Source organism: Sandaracinus amylolyticus, assembly GCF_021631985.1.
In the GTDB taxonomy this organism is placed as follows: Bacteria; Myxococcota_A; Polyangia; order Polyangiales; family Sandaracinaceae; genus Sandaracinus; species Sandaracinus amylolyticus_A.
In genome coordinates, this window is sequence record NZ_CP070225.1 from 7333117 (window position 1) to 7352743 (window position 19627).

15 protein-coding genes and 1 tRNA gene are annotated in these 19627 nt (G+C 71.3%); 8 read left to right on the forward strand and 8 right to left on the reverse strand.

The window, feature by feature from the left end:
- The first annotated feature begins 74 nt into the window (after nt 1-74).
- The 6 genes from I5071_RS31035 to I5071_RS31060 all read left to right on the forward strand — a co-directional run bounded on the left by I5071_RS31035 (nt 75) and on the right by I5071_RS31060 (nt 8363).
- Nucleotides 75-1601: a hypothetical protein gene (locus I5071_RS31035; protein ID WP_236516874.1), complete on the forward strand. Its 1527-nt coding sequence runs from the start codon at nt 75-77 to the stop codon at nt 1599-1601.
- A complete protein-coding gene (locus I5071_RS31040; RefSeq protein ID WP_236516875.1) occupies nt 1598-2776 on the forward strand; it encodes a hypothetical protein in 1179 nt (392 codons plus the stop codon). The genes I5071_RS31035 and I5071_RS31040 overlap by 4 nt, the downstream gene beginning before the upstream one ends.
- A gap of 5 nt (nt 2777-2781) precedes the next feature.
- Nucleotides 2782-3960, forward strand: coding sequence for an AAA family ATPase (locus I5071_RS31045; protein ID WP_236516876.1), 1179 nt, complete (start codon nt 2782-2784; stop codon nt 3958-3960).
- 232 nt (nt 3961-4192) lie between these two features.
- Nucleotides 4193-5671, forward strand: coding sequence for a hypothetical protein (locus tag I5071_RS31050; RefSeq protein ID WP_236516877.1), 1479 nt, complete (start codon nt 4193-4195; stop codon nt 5669-5671).
- 3 nt (nt 5672-5674) lie between these two features.
- Nucleotides 5675-7477 (forward strand): HEAT repeat domain-containing protein, encoded by a 1803-nt coding sequence (locus I5071_RS31055; RefSeq protein WP_236516878.1) that lies wholly within the window; start codon nt 5675-5677, stop codon nt 7475-7477.
- 37 nt (nt 7478-7514) lie between these two features.
- Nucleotides 7515-8363 carry an OmpA family protein gene (locus I5071_RS31060; RefSeq protein WP_236516879.1) on the forward strand — a complete coding sequence of 283 codons (849 nt, stop codon included), beginning with the start codon at nt 7515-7517 and terminating at the stop codon, nt 8361-8363.
- A 116-nt stretch (nt 8364-8479) separates the two neighbouring features.
- Here I5071_RS31060 and I5071_RS31065 read toward each other — a convergent pair whose 3' ends face one another.
- Nucleotides 8480-10567, reverse strand: a complete 2088-nt coding sequence (locus tag I5071_RS31065) for an SH3 domain-containing protein (protein ID WP_236516880.1) — start codon at nt 10565-10567, stop codon at nt 8480-8482.
- A 34-nt stretch (nt 10568-10601) separates the two neighbouring features.
- Between I5071_RS31065 and I5071_RS31070 the strand changes: the two genes are divergently transcribed.
- A complete protein-coding gene (locus I5071_RS31070) occupies nt 10602-11255 on the forward strand; it encodes a zinc-dependent metalloprotease (protein WP_236516881.1) in 654 nt (217 codons plus the stop codon).
- Here the strand turns inward: I5071_RS31070 and I5071_RS31075 are convergent, their stop codons facing one another.
- From I5071_RS31075 to I5071_RS31105, 7 genes are all read right to left on the reverse strand, one after another.
- Nucleotides 11256-11738 carry a hypothetical protein gene (locus I5071_RS31075; RefSeq protein WP_236516882.1) on the reverse strand — a complete coding sequence of 161 codons (483 nt, stop codon included), beginning with the start codon at nt 11736-11738 and terminating at the stop codon, nt 11256-11258.
- A gap of 239 nt (nt 11739-11977) precedes the next feature.
- Nucleotides 11978-12508: a hypothetical protein gene (locus I5071_RS31080; RefSeq protein ID WP_236516883.1), complete on the reverse strand. Its 531-nt coding sequence runs from the start codon at nt 12506-12508 to the stop codon at nt 11978-11980.
- A gap of 93 nt (nt 12509-12601) precedes the next feature.
- Nucleotides 12602-15895, reverse strand: a complete 3294-nt coding sequence (locus I5071_RS31085; RefSeq protein WP_236516884.1) for a pilus assembly protein — start codon at nt 15893-15895, stop codon at nt 12602-12604.
- Nucleotides 15896-16135: 240 nt separating this feature from the next.
- Nucleotides 16136-16777 (reverse strand): hypothetical protein, encoded by a 642-nt coding sequence (locus I5071_RS31090; RefSeq protein WP_236516885.1) that lies wholly within the window; start codon nt 16775-16777, stop codon nt 16136-16138.
- Between the two features lie 72 nt (nt 16778-16849).
- Nucleotides 16850-18028: a PilW family protein gene (locus I5071_RS31095; RefSeq protein WP_236516886.1), complete on the reverse strand. Its 1179-nt coding sequence runs from the start codon at nt 18026-18028 to the stop codon at nt 16850-16852.
- Nucleotides 18025-18657: a type IV pilus modification PilV family protein gene (locus I5071_RS31100; RefSeq protein ID WP_236516887.1), complete on the reverse strand. Its 633-nt coding sequence runs from the start codon at nt 18655-18657 to the stop codon at nt 18025-18027. Before I5071_RS31100 ends, I5071_RS31095 begins: the two co-directional genes overlap by 4 nt.
- Complete coding sequence (locus I5071_RS31105; protein WP_419249609.1) at nt 18657-19265, reverse strand: pilus assembly FimT family protein; 609 nt, start codon at nt 19263-19265, stop codon at nt 18657-18659. Before I5071_RS31105 ends, I5071_RS31100 begins: the two co-directional genes overlap by 1 nt.
- A 188-nt stretch (nt 19266-19453) precedes the next feature.
- Between I5071_RS31105 and I5071_RS31110 the strand changes: the two genes are divergently transcribed.
- Nucleotides 19454-19537 (forward strand) — tRNA-Leu (locus tag I5071_RS31110).
- The last annotated feature ends 90 nt before the right edge of the window (nt 19538-19627 follow it).

Consider the following 19627-nt stretch of genomic DNA (forward strand, 5'->3'; position numbering starts at 1 on the left):
TCGACGGGCTCTCGTTCCTCGCCCCGCGATGCTACGCTCCGACACCCCTTCGCGTCGGGCTCGAACCAACGAGAATGTCTGCCTACCTCGAGCGCGCCGCGCTCCACCAGACACGCTTCCGCACCCCCGGCGTCGCGCCCGACACGCGCGGCGTCGTGCTGGGTCAGAAGGGCGCCCTCCTCTTCCCCTCGCTCGATCGTGTCGTCGCGTTCTTCCGCGCGTACGGCGACGACGGCTCGATCGACGAGATCCTCCCGTCGCTCTCGATCCGTCGCGTGATCACGCCGCTCCGCACGCGCGAGCTGCTCGTGATGCTCGCCGCGGAGTCGTCGTACCGCATGGATCGCGTCGCCGCGATCGCGCGCCTCGCGGGCGGCATGGTGTTCACCGGCACCTCGCGTCACTTCGTGAAGTACCGCGATGCCGCGTCGCCTCTCGGCTACGACGTCGCCGAGCTCTTCGATCAGCCCGCCGACGCGATCGTCTACTCGGACAGCTTCCGCCAGGTCTACACGTTCGAGCGCGAGATCCCGTTCCGTGAGCTCGTGCTGAAGCTCGAGCCCCATCGCGCGCCGCCCGGCGAGGGAAAGAGCGCGCCCACGCGCCTGTGGTGCACCGCCGAGGTCGGCGTCGGGCACGCGCTGATCGGCTATCTGTTCCGGTGGCGCGTGCGGGCACGCGTCGCGCTCGCGGAGTGGCCGAGCCAGAGCGCGTTCGACGACGCGCCGGTGCGCATGCACGTGCTCGAGCTCGAAGAGACTCCGCACCGCGTGATCGCGCTCTTGCGCACGCTGCCCGGCGTGCACGTCTTCGAGCCGCTCGGCGCGACGTTCGGTGTGGAGCTCGGCTTCAAGCACCCGATCGCGCTCGAGAGCTGCCAGAGCCTCTTCGCGAACGCGGGGCTCACGCTCTTCCGCGGCGACGGCAAGGTCACGGTCGTCGATCCGACGCCGCCCTTCGTGCCGGTGCGCTCGCTCGTGCGCTCGACGCTCACGATGGAGAGCGCGCAGAACGTCGCGAGCGGCGCCGCGATCGATCAGGGCATGCGCCCGATGGCGCTCGATCTCCGGCTCGCGCCGACGAACGCGCCGTGGCGCAACGTGGTCGCGACCGTCGTGCCCGCGTCGCAGCGCGAGTGGCTCGCGAAGCTGCTCTACGTGCTCCCGCAGCGCACGCTCGAGTCGCTGCGCATCGCGGTCACCGAGCGCGCCTACTACCTCCTCGATCCCGCAGGCATCGAGGGTGTCCCGCTGGGCCGCTTCTACGGCGAGGTCGCGACCCGCATCTACGTGCCCGCGGGCATGACGCTCGTGCCCGCGATCGCCGCGTCGGTGCTCGAGGAGCTGGTGCGTGATCGCGGCGGCGGCCACGTCTTCTTCGAGCCCGACTCGCCCACGCCGCGCGTGATCGCGAACGAAGCGTTCGGCGCGGTCTCGCGCCGCGTGCTGCGCGAGCTCTCGGGCCAGGTCGTGCACGCCGAAGCGCCCGATCGTGTCGATCCCCCGCTCCCGACGCTGCAATACGGCCCCGAGACGCGCTTCCCGCTGTGGGGCGCGCCGGGGCGCGCCGAGACCGAGGCCGGCGAGAAGAAGAGCGAGTGACCGACGTCGCCAAGCTCCAGGCCGCATACGACGCGCTCGTCGTGAAGTTCCTCGCGCCGCTGATGAGCGGCGACGTGGCGGAGCTCTCTCGCCCGGTCGCGCCCGGCGCGCTCGACTACTTCGCGCAGACGCGCTCCACCTCGGCCGAGGCCGAGTCGCGCATCTTCGATCAGCTCCATCGCCTCGGCTCCGAGATCGCACCGCTCGAGACCGTGCCCTGGCCCTCGCGCGACCTCGTCGGCCTCGCGATGGTGCTGCACGATCTCCTCTTCCTCACCGATCCCTCGCTCGATCGCCTCTTCGCGCGCGGCGCGCGCGGCATCGTGCTCGACTGGATCGATCGCCTGCTCGACCTGATCCAGCCGCCCGACACCCGCGGCGAGGCGCTCTCGCGGCACGCGATGCTCACCGCGTTCTTCGCGACCCAGCGGCGCGACACCGTCGTTCGCAACTGGGCCTACACCTATCGTTTCTTCGGGCGCCCGGTGCCCGGCAACGTCACCGCGCTCCCGCGCGTCCGCTTCGTGCGCGAGGAGCACACGATCATCGAGGTGCTCCCGCTCTTCGCGAAGCTCGACGAGATCGCGGGGCTCGGGCTCTCGGCGCGCCTCCGCGACGCGGTCGCGCGCTCACCCGTCACCGAGCTCGCGATGCCCGCGCGCTTCGCCCCGCTGCGCTTCGGGGTCGCCGGCCTGCGCGTGCTCTCCGATCCCGCGCTGCGCGGCGGCATCGCGCGGTCGATCGCGGCGAGCGGCGAGTGGCAGAGCGCGAGCGCGCTCGGTGCCGCGCTCTTCGCGCCCGAGATGCTCTCCGCGCCGCCGCCCTTCCTCGCGCCGGCGCTCCAGCTCCTCTTCGAGATCCACGTCACGTCGACGCTCGACGCGCGCGTCGAGACCCGCATCCCGGGCTCGCTCGATCCCCACGCGCTGCGCTACGCCGCGGTGCTGCCCGCGTGGCTCGAGGACTCGCTCGCGCTCGACGAGATCCGCGCGCTCGACGACGGGGATCGCGCCGTGCTGCAGCGCCGCGCCGAGCAGCTCCGACGCGCGATCCCGCGCGCCCAGATCGACGAGGTCGCCGCGCTCGTCACGCGCGCGCGCACCGTCCTCCACGCACCCCAGAGCGGAACGATGGCCGCCGCGCGCGCCGCGCGCGTGGCGTCCGGATCGAGGTGATCGACGTGAGCCTTCCCCAGAACCAGGTCGTCCAGCGCCTCTCGAACGTCGCGCGCTCGCTCGAGTCCACGTTCCTCGGCAAGAGCGAGACGGTGCGCCTGATGCTCGTCGCTGCGGTCGCGGGCGAGCACATGCTGCTCGTCGGCCCGCCCGGCACCGCGAAGAGCGCGATCGTGCGCATGTTCGCGAAGCTCGTCGACGCGCGGTACTTCGAGTACCTGCTCACGCGCTTCACCGAGCCGAACGAGATCTTCGGCCCGATCGACATCCAGGCGTTCCGCTCGGGCAGCTACCAGCGGCGCATGGAGGGCATGCTGCCGACCGGCGAGATCGTCTTCCTCGACGAGGTCTTCAAGGCGAACAGCGCGATCCTCAACTCGCTGCTCAGCGTGCTCAACGAGCGCGTCTACACGGTCGGCGGCAGCGTGGTGAAGGTCCCGCTCGTGAGCGCGTTCGGCGCGAGCAACGAGGTGCCCAACGACGACGACCTGATGGCGGTCTTCGATCGTTTCCTCATCCGCCTGAAGAGCGACAACCTCGACAGCTATCACTTCCAGGATCTCCTGGTGCGCGGCCTCGCCCACGAAGCGGCGAAGATCACCGGCGAGTACGATCGGCTGCAGCCTCAGCTCTCGGCGAACGACCTGCGCACGCTGCACCTCTCGTTCGGCGATCGCATGCGCCGCATCCCCGAGCAGTTCCTCGCCCAGTACAAGGGCCTGATCTTCCAGATCCGCGCCGAGGGCGTGAGCGTCAGCGATCGCCGCGCGGTGAAGATGCTCAAGCTCTTCTGCGCGAGCTCGCTGCTCGATGGTCGCGCGACGCCGGACCCGAGCGACTTCTTCCTGCTCAAGCACATCTGGAACAACCTCGATCAGAGCGAGATCCTCGACGGCATCGTCGGCCCGGTGCTCGAGCAGTGGTATCGCGAGCACCCCGAGGCGCGCCGCGTGAGCGCGACCGACGTCGGCGTCGACGCGCTGATCGCGGAGATCAATCGCATCCGCGACCTGCTCACCGGCGATCGCCCGCTGAGCGACATCCAGCTCTTCTCGCAGCTCAAGGCGCTCCAGGAGATCAAGGCCGCGCTCCAGGCGATCGGCACCAAGCCCTCGCAAGACGCGCTCGCCCGGGTCGATCAGCTCCTCGGCCACGTCTACCAGTCCGGCAAGTTCAGCCAGTGATCCTCTGAGGAGGAGAGGAGAGATTTCTTAGGAAGGCAGGAAGTTAGGAAGGCAGGAGATCTTGTTTTTCGAGCGAATCCCTCCTGCAACTCCTGCTCTCCTCAGCCGCAATCTCCTGCTCTCCTCCTCACTCGTGCTCTCCTGAGAAAATTCAGTGACCATTCCTCTCTCCAGTGAGCAGTCGCGCGAGATCGGCGGTCTCCTCCTGTCCGCAGCACAGGTGGAGAATCCGATGCAGATCCTTCGCGCCGCCCACTGGAGGAACGCGCTCGCGAAGGTGGGCCTGCCCGTTCCGTTCTGGGTCGTGCACGACCTCGGCACGCTCCTCATCGGCGCGCCCGATGCCATCGGCGCGCGCGCCGGGCTCACTGCCATCCAGGTCCCGCCCTCGGTGCGACAGGCCCACGAGGCGTGGATCGAGACCCTCGAGGAGCTCGGCAACACCGAGGTCGCCGAGCGCTCGCGCGCCTGGCGCCTCGGCGACGATCTCGTCTCCGTGATCCTCCTGCGCGTGCTCGGCCCGATCTACGAGCGACACCTCGGGCCCGGCCGTCGCCCCATCGGCGTCCCGCTCCCGCTCGATCCCGAGGTCTACACGAACCTCGGACCGCGCCTGAACGGCCTCTTCTCCAACGCCGATCGCAATCCCGACGTGCAGTTCCTCTCGCACCTCGCGCGCGAGCGACTGCGCCTCGTGACCTCGTTCGAGCAGATCGACCTCGACACCCTTCGTCTGCTCGGGATGATGGGCGCCGAGGCGAGCGCCGCGAGCGCGTTCGGCATGCTCGATCTCCTCGACGTGCTCGGCAGCCCCGAGGCCAACGACGTCGTGAACTTCTCGCTCGATCTCCTCCCGAGCGTGCTCGAGACGAGGCGCGCCACCGGCGTGCAGACCTTCTCGGTCGACGGCTACGCCGGGCTCGAGCGCCGCGGCACCATCGACTCGCTGATGCTCAGCGAGCTCGCGTTCGACGAGGACCTCTTCGATCAGCGCTTCGTCGAGAACGAGGTCTTCTACTACGCACGCGAGAAGCAGCGCGAAGAGGAGCGCCGCCTCCACTACATCGTGTGCGACGCCACCGCGTCGATGCGCGGTCAGCGCAGCGTGTTCGCGCGCGGCCTCGCGCTCACGCTCGTGAAGAAGCTCCTCCTCCGCGGCGAGGACGTCTACTTCCGCTTCTTCGACTCGCGCCTCTACGAGGTGCAGCACGCCCGTGCGAAGCGGCGCAACGAAGCAGGCGTCGACGTGCCCTACGTCCTCAGCTTCAAGGGCGAGCACGGCCGCAACTACGCGAAGGTCTTCGCGCTGCTCGCCAACGATCTCTCGCGCGTCGCCAAGCGCGAGAAGAAGACGCCGATCCTCTACCTCCTCACGCACGCCGAGTGTCACGTGCCGATCGAGACGATCGAGCGCCTGCGCGACGTCGCGATGCTCTACGGCATCTTCATGCTCCCCTCGACCGGCAAGCTCGACCTCGAGTACCTGCCGCGCCTGCACACCGTGCAGGTCGTCGACGAGGCCGCGCTCACCCAGCGCGAGGCGCGCGCCGATCGCGCGCTCGCGATCATCGACGACGCCGCGGGCGAGGCGCGCACCAGCATGCCGCCGGGCCGCAAGTCGCTCGTGCCCTCGGAGGCCAAGCAGGCGAAGGACGATCTCGCCAAGGCCGAGGCCGAGCTCGACGCGTACCTGCGCGGGGGAGGCGCCTGATCGATGGGCGTCGGCGGTATCGACAAGCGCCAGGTCGAGCGCGACGCGAACGAGCTCGTGCGCGCCGGTCGCTGGGAGGACGCGCTCGGCAAGCTCTGGCTCCTGGTCGATCGCTCGCACGTGATCGACGACGAGTTCCGCGCGTACCTCCGCACGATGGCGGGCTGCTACGAGCAGCTCGGCCGCAAGCGCGCCGCGGGCGCGGCGTGGCTCTTCCTCGGCGACCTCGCGCGCGCGAACGCGCTCGCCCAGAGCGTCCCGCTCGACCTCGCGCGATGCGCGGTCACCGCGCGCGATCACGCGCAGGCCGCGCGCTGGTTCGAGGCCGCGGGCTGGCTCGGCCACGCTGCGATCCAGCTCGAGCTCGCGAAGAACGATCGCGGCGCGCGCGTGCTCTGGGAGCGCCTCGCCGACGACACGCGGCTGCGCGACGACCCGTACACCCAGGGCCTCGTGCGCTTCAACCTCGGTCGCGCCTGCGCGCGCCTCGGCGACGCCGAGCCGGCGCGCCGCCAGCAGGTCGCCGCGATGCACCTGCTCACCGCCGCCGCCGACGGCTTCGAGCAGAAAGGCCTCCGCGAGCGCGCGTTCGACTGCTACGGCGTGCTGCTCACGATCGGCCGCGAGGGCAGCTTCGAGAACCTCGCCGAGGGCTACCTCAACTGCGTGCGCATCCTGCGCGAGGACGGCCTCAAGTACTACGTCCTGCAGTACTACGAGGACTTCCAGTCGCTCGCGCTGCAGCGACGCGAGCTCCACGCCGCTGCGACCCTCTATCGCGAGGCCGCGGAGTTCGCGCGCCGCCAGAGCATGCCCTACGCGCGCTTCTATCGCGCCAAGGGCGGCGAGACCCACGTGATGGCGGCCGAGCGCGCGATCGAGAGCGGCGCCACCGCGGAGCTCGCGGAGAACAGCTACGCCGCGGCGATCGACGCGTACAACGAGCTCGGCCTCTACTCGCGCGTCCGCGAGATCTACTCGAAGCTCGCCGCGCTCCCGCTCTCCGACAAGCGCCGCGCGCGTTACTCGCGCCTCGCCCAGCGCCTCAAGGGCATGGCGGACGACGAGACGCCGATGCCCTCGTTCCCCGACTACCTGCGGATGGACACCGCGTACCCCGAGATCTGGCGGCTCGACGTGATCGAGTGGGAGCAGGCCGGGGATCCCGCCGAGACGATGGCGGAGGTGGTGCAGGACGACAAATGGCCCGACTTCACGCGGCGCCGCGCGCTGCTGTGTCGTCTCGCCCAGCTCGGATCGCCCGACGCGGGCGCGGCATCGCTGCGCCCCCAGACGCTCTCGGTGCTCGCGAGCCACCTCGGGCGCGTCGAGATCTACGCCGCGCTCGCGCCGCTCGAGCGGATGCTGGGCCACGAGGACGCGCGGGTGCGCGCCGCGGTGATGCGCGCGGTGCGTCAGCTCTTCTTCAAGCGCTCGTTCGTCTCGATCATCAAGGGCCTCGCCGACGACGACGCGAGCGTGCGGCGCGAAGCGCTCGCGGCGGTGCAGAGCCTGCACTTCGGCCACGCGTTCGATCCGCTCTCGCGCATCTACCGCGACGCCCAGGACGTGGAGACGAGGCGCGCCGCGCTCGCATCGATCGGCAAGATCCCGAGCATCGAGGCGGCGGAGCTGCTGATCGACGTGGTGCGCCACGGCGAGCGTCACGAGAAGGACATCGCGCGCGATCTGCTGGTGCGCGCGGATCATCCGGACGTCGGCGCGCTGCTGCGGAAGTCGCACGCGGCCGAGACCGGGCCGGCGCGTGCCGATCTCGAGCGCGTCCTCCGGGCTCGGGGCGGATAGCTCTCCGCGCACTGCTCGCGTGGTAGCCTCGCGCGTCATGGCGCTTCCTCGCGTGCAGCTCCCGCTCGTCGTGCTCCTCCTGATCGGCTGCGGCGGATCGGGCGGGTCGACGAGCACCGAATCGTCCTCGAGCAGCTCGGGATCCGAGCAACCCGCGAGCGACGAGTTCCAGCTCTCGAGCTCCGACGACGCGGGGCAGGCGCGCGGCGATCATCCCTCGCAGATCACCGCGACCGCCAGCGAGGCCGCGATGCGCCTCTTCGTGGTCGATCCCGATGCCGGACCGATCCCGGGGATCGTGATCAAGCTGACCGGCGCCGACGGGCGCGCGTTCTACACCGGCGAGACCGACTCGGCCGGGTACGCCGAGGTGCTCGTCCCGACCGGCCAGCGCTACGACATCGAGTACCTCAGCCTCGGCCGCCGGACCACGAGCGCGCACGTCGAGGTGCCGAGCGGCCCGCGCCAGGACATCCGGCTGACCCTGCGCTACCGCAGGCACCGCCGCGCGGCCCCGGCCGCCGGTGCGACCGCGGCCCAGCCCGAGGAGGAGCGGCTGGTCCTCGAGGACGTGCTCTTCGAGAGCAACAGCGCGACGATCACCCCCGACTCGTTCGCGCGGCTCGATCGTGTCGTCGAGTACCTGGTGCACCGGCCGAGCGCGCGGCTGCGGATCTCGGGGCACACCGACAACCTCGGCGACCCGCGCCGCAACCTCCGGCTCTCCGAGCAGCGCGCCCAGGCGGTTCGCGACTATCTCGTGCAGCACGGCATCGACGCGTCGCGCGTCGAGGCCGTCGGCGTCGGCGACGCCCAGCCCGTCGCGCCGAACGACACCGAGGAAGGCCGCGCCCAGAACCGCCGCATCGAGGTCGTCGAGCTCTGATCGAGCGCGCGCCGGGCCATCGAGCGCGGCGGCGCGTGATGCGGAGCGCGGCGCCGCCCCCTCACGACGCCGCGTCGTGAATCGTCCACGTGCACGGCTGTTCCACCGCTCGCCGATCACTCGCAGCTCCGCACGATCGCGCGATCCCACACCCATCCCGCGATCGGCGCAGTGGTCCGCGACCACCGCCCTCGCGTCTCCGCGATCGTCACCTCGCCATCGACCGCCACCGTACCCGTCACCGGCGCCTCTGCGCCCGGCGACGCGCGCACGTTGAGGGCGCTCTCGTCGTCGACGTAGCCGCGCAGACACGGCGGCCTCCGCGTCACCGTCGCCCCCGCCATCGCCGCGATCAGCCGCTCCCGCTCGGCGCGATCCTCGGTCGTGATCATCACCATGCACGCGCCCTCGCGGCACCCGAGGTCCGCGGTCCACACCGTGCCGTCTCTCCCCCGCCGCTCGATCAGCGCGAGCCGTTCCTCGCCGAGCTGCAACGTCGCGCGCCCGCGCAGTCTCCGCCCCACGTTCTCCACCGACGCGCCTTCCGACGCGCCCGAGTCCTCGAACGTCAGCTGCGCATACGGCGCGCGCACGTGCGTCGCGGTCACGCTCCAGCCGCCGTGGAACTGATCGTCCCATCGATCGAGCACGTAGCCCTCGGGCAGCTCGATCGCGATCACGCGCTCCGCCATCGACACCTCGAGCGTGCGCGCAGTCGCGATCGGCGCACCGCGCTCGAAGCGCCGCGCGAGCTCGCGCAGCGCCGCGTCGTCCTCGGCGACGCAGCGCTCGTCGCGCATGCAGTAGAGATCGACCATCAGCGCCGTGCCCTCGCGCTCGGCGACCACGAGCACTGCAGCGACGAAGCGTGCTTCCTCGGCATCGCGAGGACGCCTGGGGAGCGCAGCGACGATCTCGAGCGAGGGGTCGCTCGCCGCGAGCGGGACGATGCGCTGCGCGTCTCCCTGACTCGTCGCTGCGAGCGCGGCGAGCACGTCGCTGCCCGGCCGCAACGAGTCGGCGACGTCGAGGTGCAGCAGCACGTCGTCGCCCTCCGCAGTACCGAAGCGCAGGTGGTGATCGTGGTAGTCGTCCGGCCCATCACCGGGCTCGTACTCGTGCAGCGCGTCGCGCCACGCGTCGTCGATCCGCCCGCTCGCGAGCCGCAGCACCAGCCGTCCCCCCGCGAGCGCGTGTCGCTCCTCGATCGCCGGCGCGGGCTCGGTGGTCGCCCGCGCGATCGTGTTGATCAGCGCGTCGCGCACCGACTCGTCGACGAAGCGCGCCGTGCACACGAAGGGCTCGCACGGCACGCGCGCGACGCGCGGCTCGCCCTCCCCCACGTCGCGCGATCCGGGATCGAGCGTCCACTCCGCGTCCTCGCCCGCGTCGATGCGCATCGCGAGCTCGAGCACCAGCGCGCCGGTGTCGAGTGAGACCAGCGGCGTCACGATCTCCGGCTCGTACCGCACCGTGCGCGGCGGCAGCGCGACGATCGATCGCGGCAGCGTCACCCGCACCACACGATCGGTGGTCGCACCATCGGGCAGCCGCAGCGTCCACGTGCTCTCGCGCGCCAGTCGCGGCCCCCGCCGCAGCGCGCTCGCGATCTCCTGCGCGACCCGCGCGTGATCGTCGGCCGCGCACGCCGCGCTCTCTTCGCACACCAGCGCGACGTTCACCATCGTGCCCTCGCGCACCGCGACCACCAGCTGCGCCATCACCTCGGCGCGGTGCTCGTCGTAGAGCGAGCGCTCCGGGCCCTCCGCTCGCTCGCGCATCCGCCGGCGATCGAGCACCGCCGCGATCGCGAGCTCGGGATCGCCCGACACGATCGACCGCGCGCCTCGCAGCTCGCTCTCCACGCCGAGCGTCGAGGGACGCAGCGAGTCCCACGCGATCACGTGCAGCGAGTACGTGCCCGCATCGGTCGTGCGCGCGAGCACGTGATCGCTCGCCGCATCGGGCCCGCCCGGGCTCACCCCGAAGCGCCCCGCGAGCGTCCACTCGCCGGGCGCGATGCCCTCGAGCACCAGCCCGAGCCGCCCTCCCGCGAGCTGCGCGCCCGGCGCGGCCGGCTCCTCGATCGTCGCCGCTGGCGCCTCGACCGCGACCGGCGGCGCCGACACCGCCGGCGTGCTCGCGCTCGGCACCGCCGCCCCGCCACAGCCCACCACGAGCACCCACGCGAGCGAGGCACGCATGCCGCGAGTATGCCGGCCGTGGCAGAGTGCGCCCGTGCTCGGCCGTACCGCGCTCGCTGCGAGCCTCGTCGCGCTCTCGCTCTCCGCGCTCGTCACCCACGCCCAGCCCGCGCTCCGCGTGTTCCCGCTGCGGGTGCAGATCGCGCGCGACGCCGACGGAAGCAGCGCGCCGATCACCGACGATGCGTGGCTCTCGGCGCAGGTCGCGAGCGCGAACGAGATCTTCGCGCCCCACGGCGTCGGCTTCGTCGTCGACTCGCGCGCCCCGCTGCCCGACGCCCACGCGCGGCTCGAGACGCGCGCCGATCGTCATGCCCTCGGCGCGCGTCTCGATCCTTCGCGCATCGACTGGTTCGTGGTGCGCTCGCTGCGCGACGTCGACGACCCCTCGCAGATGCGCCGCGGCGTGCACTGGCGCCCGGCGGGACGCCCCGGCGCGCACTTCGTGATCGTCTCCGCGATCTGGGGGCCGACCGTGCTCGCGCACGAGCTCGGGCACTACTTCGGCAACCCGCACTCGAGCACGCCCGGCAACATCATGAGCTACGAGCGCGGCGACGTTCCGCCCTTCTTCGACGCCCCGCAGTCGCGCCGCATCGCCCGCTTCGCCTCGCGCTTCGCGCGAGAGCGCGCGCCCGCGCCGATCGATCGCGACGCGAGCGACACGCTCCCGCCCGAGGCCCGGTGATCACTCCTCCTTGCGCTCGTCGCCCGCCGACTTCGCCGTCAGCGCGTCGGTGAGGAACGCGAAGCGCTCGGCGAGCGCCCCGTCGCGTCGCGCGAAGAGCTTCACCGCGGCGTTCACGTCGAGCACCGCGCGCCACGCGTCGTGCTCGGCACGCAGCCTCGCGTCGTACGACGCGCCGAGCTTGCGCTCGAGCGCCGCGCGCAGCTCGGCTTCCTTCTTCTTCGCGCGCTCGGCATCACGCAACAGCTTCGTCAGCTTCGCCGGCGAGAGCCCCGGGACCTTGAGCGCGGTGTCGTTCGACCATTTCCGCACGACCTCCTCGATGAGATCGTCGTAGCCGTCGTGCGCCTTCACGAGCTTCCGTCGCTCGTCGGAGGTCATCAGCGGCGTCTCGGTGCGAGATCGCGTGCGCTTCACCGACTTCTTCGCCGACTTCGCGGTCTTCTTCGCCGACTTCTTCTTGGAGCTCTTCTTCGTGGCCATGATCGCCTCCCCAGATCGCGCGATTTCACGGCCAATTCGCGGCATCGCACAAGCCCTCACCATCGTGGGGCGTGGCGGTGGTCGACGGACCACCGCGCGGTGGTCTGCAGACCACCGACCCGCTCGTCGATCCACCACCGCACGGTGGTCGCGCGACGAGCGCGCGGTGGTCGCTCCATCGGCACGCGGTGGTGCTCGCTCGGGCGCGAGCACGTCGCGCCACCGGCGCGAGCCCTCGATCAGTCCGCCTGGCGCCAGGCCTCGCGGGCCTCGCGCAGCGTCTCTTCTTCCGGCGGCGCGCTGATCGGCGCCGGCATGCGCTCCACGATCTCCACCCGCGTCGCGGTCCCCGACGCCGGCTCGATCGTCACGTCGAGCCGCACCTCGCCGCCCCGCACGTCGCGCGGCACCGCGTCGACGAAGGTGGCGCGCCCGCTCGGTCGGGTGTCGACCTGACCGGTGACGAGCCGCGGCCCGAAGTAGCGCTGCATCTTCACGAGCGGCACGTCGCTGCCGTACACGTGCCGTCGATCCTGCGAGAGGATCGGCCGGAGGCCGCGCGGCAGCCGCAGCCCCGCGACGACCTCGTCGGACTCGAGCAGCTCGCCATCGGCACCGTAGAGCGGGTCGGGCGTCGCGCGGGTCTCGGTGCGAGGCACCACCGGCGCGGGCGCGACCTCTTCCGAGACCACCGGCGCATCGGGCTCGTCACCACACCCGATCACCACGAGCCCGATCACGATCCCGATCGCCGCTCTCGTCACGTGCACGACCGCGAGTATACGCAGCGGCACGCCGCGCTCGAGATCGCAGAGAGCCACGGAGATCGGATCGTGTTCTTCTCTGCGGCCCGCTTCAGCGGATCACTGGTCGGCCTGCGCTGCCCACGAGTACACGCGGGTGTACGCGGCGGGCGCGGGCAGCCCCTGGCTGAAGGTGCGCACCGACGACGCGCCCGCGGCGGGCGAGCCGCTGCCGCCGCTGATCTGCGCGGTCAGTCGGAACCCACCGCCGCCCGTGCTGTTCACGCGGTAGCGCGTGCCGACGTAGGGATCGAACACGTCCTCGCCGGTCGAGCACGTGATCTGCTGCTGCACCTGCACGCCCATCACGATCTGGTTCAGGTACGGGCCGATGAAGTGCTCCAGCGTGCTGCTGCCCTCGGTCTCCGCGATGCGCTCGAGCGGGAAACGATCGGTCACCACCGCGGTGTAGCCGCTGGGCGGGGTGCCGCCGCCGCGCAGGTACTCGACGCCCCAGATGCGGCTCTGTCCGTAGTTGCACGCATCGCTGCCCGAGGTCGACTCGAAGCTGCCGAAGTAGACGGTGCCGTCGTAGAGGTCGAGCGGGCCCGTCACCTGCTCGCCCTGGCGCAGCCGGATCTCCCAGTTGAGCGAGGTCGTCGTCGAGGCCGTCGTGTAGTCGATGTGCTCGGTGAGCGAGACGACGCGGTTGAGCGCGCTCGTGTCGAGCTGATCGATGTCGCCGGTCGCCTGGATCACGACGACGTTGCCCTGGGCGTCGGTCGTGAGCACCGGCGGCTCGTACGCGGGCTGACCGACGGTCGCCGCGCTGTCCCAGAAGATGTCGTGGAAGGGCGTGGCCCTCCACTCGCTGGTGCGACGGCTCGAGAAGTCGATCCGCCACATCACGCCGTCGTCGTCGGTGAGGAACGCGCGGGTCGCGATGGTGCCGGTGTCGCCGGTGAAGAGCGAGATGCCGCCGGTGATCGGCGCGTTGAAGGTGCGGTAGTCGAACGAGAAGATCGTCTCGCCCGTCACGATGTCGACCCAGTGCAGGTTGCGTCCGATGCGGCCCCAGCAGCGCTGGCGCGAGCGCGCGTTGGTGGTGCCGCCGGTGACCGGCGGGGTGCCGATGCCCTGCGCGGGACAGCCGACCGGGCCGGTGGTGCGCACGCCCTCGAGATCGAGATCGCCGCGGCCTCCGGGCAGCAGCGCGACCGCGCGCTCCTGCAGCACGCCGCCGACCTCGATCAGCACCTGGCCGATCGCGGGGCGCGCGTAGGTGCCGCCCATGTACTGGTCGGTGAACTGCCAGAGGAACGTGGGCTCGAGCGGGTTCGTGACGTCGAGCGCGAAGTAGCTGTTGCCGCCGCCGCGCAGGCCCATGACGAGCACGGTGCGGTAGGCCGCGGGGCTCGAGGCGTCGTCGGTCGGGAGCTGACCCGGCGTGCGCATGTAGAACACGTCGCGGACCACCGCGGGGCCGTCGAGCAGCACCTGGTGCGACGCGGTCGCGGCCGAGAGGCGCGGCACCACGGCGGGCGGGACGAAGCCCCAGATCTCCTCGCCGGCCGCGATGGTGCGGGTGCTGCCGCCCGCGCCGGTGACGCGGATCTGCTCGGCGGCGAAGGCGTGGAGCACGCCGTCGTTGGTGCCGACGTAGACGACGGTCGGGCGGGCCGCGACGTCGGCGCGGCGGCGGAAGAGGTTGTACGACTCGTCGGCGAGATCGGAGCGCGGCGGTCCCACGACGACCGGCGTCGAGTGATAGATGTCGCCGAAGCGGTTGCCGTCGCGCGCGGTGCCGGCGCGGCCGTGCACCCAGTTGATGATCGCGTCGCGCTGCGCGGTGAGCGTCGAGGCGCTGCCGCCGCTCAGGCCGAAGTGCCCGGGCGTGAGCGCGGCGTTCGTGGTGTCGAAGCTCGTGAGCGCCTGACCGTCGATGAACGTCGGTCGCGGAGGCGCGCCGCCGCCGCCACCACCACCGCCGCCTCCACCACCTCCACCACCGCCGCCGCCTCCACCACCACCGCTGCCGAGCGGCGCGAGCGAGTCACCCTCGCCGAGGATGACGCCGTTCATCTGCGCGGCGGTCGGGGTCGCGACGGTGAGCAGGCGACGCGGTGAGGTCGTCAGGTTCCGCTCGTTGAGGATCGTGTGGAAGCTGTCCTGCGAGGGATCGAGCGTCTGCTGGCGCGGCACGTCGTCGTCGCCGCACACGATGCGCGTGCGATCGAGGACGCCGCTCCACGGCTGGCCCGCCTCGCTGGGCACGCGGAAGCCCGACGTGAACTGGAACTGCGCCTCCTGGCCGGTGCTGCCCGAGGTGGTGCCGCTCGCGCTGGTGCCGAACGACGGCGAGGTGCGGGTGGTGGTGCCCGGCGCCGCGAGATCGAGGGCCCTGCTGAGCGCGGCGCGCAGCCGCTGCTCGGCGGTCTCCTCGGTGGGCGAGCTCGGCGGGCGGATGATGAACGCCTCGCGGGTGCCGCCCCGGTCGGCCATGTCGTGGAGCTCCGCCTGCGCGGCGGCGTCGTCGACGTTGAACCCGATCACGAAGAGGCCGTCGAGGTCGCCGAGGCAGGTGGTGCCGTTCCACTGGCAGAGCTCGGCGGCGACGTCGCGCGCGAGCGGGTACGGGCACTCGTAGCTGCCCGAGTCGCAGCCCATCGCGCGATAGGGATCGCTCGGCCGTCCGTCGGTGAGCAGGATCGCGTAGCGGTCGCGGCACGCCGCGTAGGGATCGCCGCTCGTGCCGGCGATCGGCGCCGCGTCGGGGTGATGGTCGAGGTAGTACTGGAAGTCGGTGAGCAGCGCGGCGGTCGGCGTGCCGCCGTAGGGGCGGATCGACAGCAGCTGCGCCTGGATCGTCTGGTTGATCACCGACGCGCTGTCGGCGTCGCTGCCGACCGAGACGAGCGCGCCGTACGACGCGCTCGGGTTGCGCGCGCCGCCGTCGACCATGAAGCGATCGGTGCAGCCCGGGAACGTCAGGGGGCGCGCCTCGCCGTACGAGAAGTCACCCGGCACGCTCACGTTCTCGGCGATCCGCGCGTTGAAGATCGACTGACCGACCATCACCTCGTGCACGGTGGTGAGGCCGAAGTACGTGTCGAACGTCATCAGCCCGAACTTCGCGCGGTCGACGTACGCATCGAGCACGCCGTTCTGGATCTGCGTCGCGTAGCGAGGCTGGTGGAAGGGGAGCGCGTAGTACTGGTCCGGCGCGCCGGTGTAGCCGTTGCGCGGCTGGGTCGTGCAGTAGAAGCCCTGGAAGCTGCCGGTGAGCGCCTCGAGCACCGTCGTCCAGCGGCTGCGCTCGCTGGTGCCGGTCGCGGATCCCGAGCACACGGGGAGCGTGTCGGTGCGCGAGTACGTCTCGTACTCCATCGAGCCCGAGGTATCGACGAGCAGCATCACCGTCGGACGGATGTTGCGGATGTCGGGCGCCGTTTGAGCCGATGCGCGCGAGGCTCCGAGCAGGCTCGCTGCGATCACGAGCGCGGTCGTCCATGCGGTGCGATTGACGTGCTGCATGCCCACCTCCAGCGCGTTACTGCTTCCGGAACTCCGTTCCGGGTTTCGACTCGTACCGCCGCCCGGCTGTCCGCTCCGAGCTGAACATCGATCTCGGAGCGAACATCCGACCAGCGGCACTCACCGGCGACGCGTCGGGCCGCTGATCCCGATCGCGCGCGAATTCATGGCCGACTCGTGATGACCGCGGACGGTCCAGTTCTCTTCGTCGGGCGCGCTCGTGCCGACGCCTGCGCCGGGCGAGTACGCGTCGACGCGCCCCGGGAGCTGGGTGCGGCCGCGCGCGGTGTACGTCGCGGCGACGTACTCGAGCGTGCCCATCCCGTCGGAGCGATGCCCCGCGATGATGCCGGTGAAGCGATAGCTGTCGTTCACGTCGACGACGAAGTTGGGCACGTAGCCGATGCCCTGACCGAGCGAGTCGCTCGTGAGCGGCGAGCCGACGACGCCCGCTGTGCCGGTGGCGAGATCGCTCATCTCGATGCGATGGTTGCCGACCGTCGGATCCATGACCGGCTCCTCGGGCGCGAGGCGGCGCGTGCTGCCGGTGCGGCTCTGCGAGCGCTCGAGCGAGAGGCTGAGCGGCTCGGGGCCCGACTGCTCGATCATCGTCATCGCGCTGACGAGCGCGCCCTCGGCGACGTAGCGCGTCTGCATGCGCTGGCGCGCGTTGCCGGTGCCGCGGAGCTCGACGCTGGTCGAGTGGATCGCGAGCGTCGCGGTCGCGGTGACGATGAGCAGCAGCGCCATCACGACGAGCATGGCGGCCCCTTCGCGGCGCTTCGTCCGCGAAGCAGCAAACAGAGCGCGCTTTTTGTTCGGCGTGGTCATCGCTCAGAGCCCTCGCTGGATCAGGTTGGGCAAGCCGATCTCCGCGGTCGCGGTGCGCACACGCGCGGCGCCGACGCGATCCGAGAACACGCGGAAGCGAACCGGCGGGATGCCCGCGGTCGGCGCGGCCCACGGGAACTGCGGGTCCTGATCGCGCGAGCGAGCACCGATCGTGACGACGAGCGCGCGGGCGCGCGAGGCGCGCGAGCCCATCTCGGTCTCGGCGGCTTCGTCCTCGTAGAGCCGGGCGCGGCGCGCATCGGGCGCGGTCCCGACCGGCGTGTCGTCGAAGATCGCGTCGACGTCGAAGTACATCGCCCACTCGAGCACGGAGCGGGTCTCGATGACCGCACCGCCGACCATGTTCAGCTCGCGGCGCACCAGCGAGACGTTGGGCCCGGTGACCGCGTCACCGGCGCTGCTCGTCGGCGTGGGGAGATCGAGGGCGTTCGCCTGGAGCGCGTACTGCACCTCGGAGAGCGGCGCGAGGAGCGCGCCCTCGCCGAGCCCGACCACGCAGGTGCCGCCCACGCCGAGCGCCGGCGTGAACGAGACGCTCGCGCTGTTGCCCGAGACCGTCGCGCTCTGCACGCGCACGAAGAAGTGGTTCCCCTGGACGGTCTGGATGTGGAGCATCCGGCCGGCGCGGAACACGTCCTGGAAGATCGTCGTGTCGATCGCGGTGCCGGTGGAGTCCGTCGAGAAGCTGCGGCGGAAGCCCTGCCAGCTCGTCTGCAGGAACGCGGTGCCGCCGCTCGAGTCGAAGCTGCGCACGAGGTACGCGTCGCTCGTCGCGAAGTTGCCGACGAGCTGCAGGAGATCGGCCTGAGTCGTGGTGTTGTCGGCGGCCGCGGCGTGGGCGTCGAGCGCGGCGCGCGAGCCGGTGTCCTCGTTCGTCACCTGCACCGCGAGCACGCGACGCGCCGGGGTCACGCAGGTGCGCTCGGACATCGAGTCGGGCGTGCCGTGCAGGCCCGCGCGCTCGACGTCGCGGCGCACCCGATCGAGCGCGAGGCGCGTCGACAGCTGGAGCTGGGTGACGCGCTGCTGCTCCTGGAAGTCGCGCGCCGCCGAGCCGCCGATCGTGTAGACGCTCGCGATCACGAGCGCACCGATGGTCATCGCGACCATCATCTCGACGAGCGTGAAGCCCGCGCGGCGCGAAGAACGACGACGCTTCATCGCGACGCTCCCGGGACCGGCGTCCAGCGGATGACGGTCGACGCGTGCACGAAGCCCACGTCGCGGGTGCGCGTGCCGAGCATCTCGAGGTTGCCGCCGTTGCAGCCCTGGAGCGCCGCGGTCTGCGCGGACGCGGTGCGGCGCGGCCACCAGACGCGCACGTCGGCGCGCATCGCCTGGCCGACGTAGACCCACTGCAGGCGCACGTTGGTGCAGAAGCGCATCTCGGCCGCGACGTCGGTCTCGCGCCCGAAGTGATCGAAGGTCGCGCGCTCGGTCACCGGGGTCTGCACCATCACCGGCACGAACCACTCCGGCGCGTCGGTCGCGTCGCCGACGTGGCTCAGGTAGCGCGTGTTCGCGAGATCGGTCGCGGGCGAGAACACGACGCTCGGCCCGCCGCGCGACCATCCGATCGCGTCGCGCTGGAGGCGCTCGACCCACGTGCTCGCGATGTGCGTCGCGGTCGCGATCTGACGCGCCTCGAGGTTGCCGCGCATCACCGCCTGCTGGAGCCCGAGCACGCCGACGGCGCCCGCGGCGAGCACGCCGAGCGCCATCATCACTTCGATCAGCGTGTAGCCCGCGCGGCGCGCGCGGCGCTTCGAGCGGTGCTGGATCGAGGCCATCAGAACACCCTCGGAGCGCCCGAGATCGGGACGAAGAGGCCGCGCTGCTCGAGCGCGGTCGAGCCTTCGAGACGGTTGATCGGGAAGCGCAGCGCCTGCGCTGGGCGCGAGAACGTGCCGCCGCCGGTCGAGACCCAGATCTCGTCGTCGGGCTCGAAGCACACGTGCGTCGTCGTGCCCGACGTCGTGATCTGCACGGTGTGTCCGGCGGTCGAGTAGTCGGAGAAGTCGACGGCGTCGACGCAGTCCACCGCGCGCGGGCTCGCGGTGCATCCGTTGGCCACGACGATCGTGCTCCAGTCGTTGCTGCGGCAGGTGTCGGTGAGGCCGCGCCAGAGCTCGAGGCGACCGCGCGAGCTGGTGCCCGCGGAGTGGATCATCAGATACGCGCGGCCGTAGGAGATGGAGTCGGAGCGTGCCTGTCGCGCGAGCCGGGCCGCGTCGTGGGTCGCGCGCTGGGCGCGATTGACCGCCATCGAGCGCATCAGTCCGGGCGCCGCGAGCGCCGCCGTGATCAGGATGAGGACCACGATCACCATCAGCTCGAGCAGGGTGAACCCGGCGCGCGAGCGGGTGGGGGTCCTTCGGCGGGTCGTGGACGGACGCACGGCGGCGGTCGCGGCTGCAAGCTGTGTTCCTCGCCTGATCCGCGGGCGAACGCGCGGAGATCACGGCAGAAAACGCGGCGCGAGGGCGACGGGGACCCCGCATCGGATGCGGGGTACGAAACGATTGCGGACCCCTGAGATGCGCGCTTGACAGCTGGGCGCCATTGCCGTACCCCTCACGACCCCACGCGGAAGTGGCGGAATTGGCAGACGCGCTGGATTCAGGTTCCAGTACCCGCAAGGGTGTGTAGGTTCAAGTCCTATCTTCCGCAGACGGAATGAATCCCGGGTGACCGCAAGGTCACCCGGGATTCGGCTTTTCGGGGTCTCGAAAAAATATTCTGACTATTCGGTCCACCATA

Coding starts and splice junctions, on each gene's coding strand:
- I5071_RS31035 (WP_236516874.1), top strand. CDS start 75: ATGTCTGCCTACCTCGAGCGCGCCGCGCTCCACCAGACACGCTTCCGC.
- I5071_RS31050 (WP_236516877.1), top strand. CDS start 4,193: ATGCAGATCCTTCGCGCCGCCCACTGGAGGAACGCGCTCGCGAAGGTG.
- I5071_RS31055 (WP_236516878.1), top strand. CDS start 5,675: ATGGGCGTCGGCGGTATCGACAAGCGCCAGGTCGAGCGCGACGCGAAC.
- I5071_RS31060 (WP_236516879.1), top strand. CDS start 7,515: ATGGCGCTTCCTCGCGTGCAGCTCCCGCTCGTCGTGCTCCTCCTGATC.
- I5071_RS31065 (WP_236516880.1), bottom strand. CDS start 10,567: ATGCGTGCCTCGCTCGCGTGGGTGCTCGTGGTGGGCTGTGGCGGGGCG.
- I5071_RS31075 (WP_236516882.1), bottom strand. CDS start 11,738: ATGGCCACGAAGAAGAGCTCCAAGAAGAAGTCGGCGAAGAAGACCGCG.
- I5071_RS31085 (WP_236516884.1), bottom strand. CDS start 15,895: ATGCTGCTCGTCGATACCTCGGGCTCGATGGAGTACGAGACGTACTCG.
- I5071_RS31090 (WP_236516885.1), bottom strand. CDS start 16,777: ATGCTCGTCGTGATGGCGCTGCTGCTCATCGTCACCGCGACCGCGACG.
- I5071_RS31095 (WP_236516886.1), bottom strand. CDS start 18,028: ATGAAGCGTCGTCGTTCTTCGCGCCGCGCGGGCTTCACGCTCGTCGAG.
- I5071_RS31100 (WP_236516887.1), bottom strand. CDS start 18,657: ATGGCCTCGATCCAGCACCGCTCGAAGCGCCGCGCGCGCCGCGCGGGC.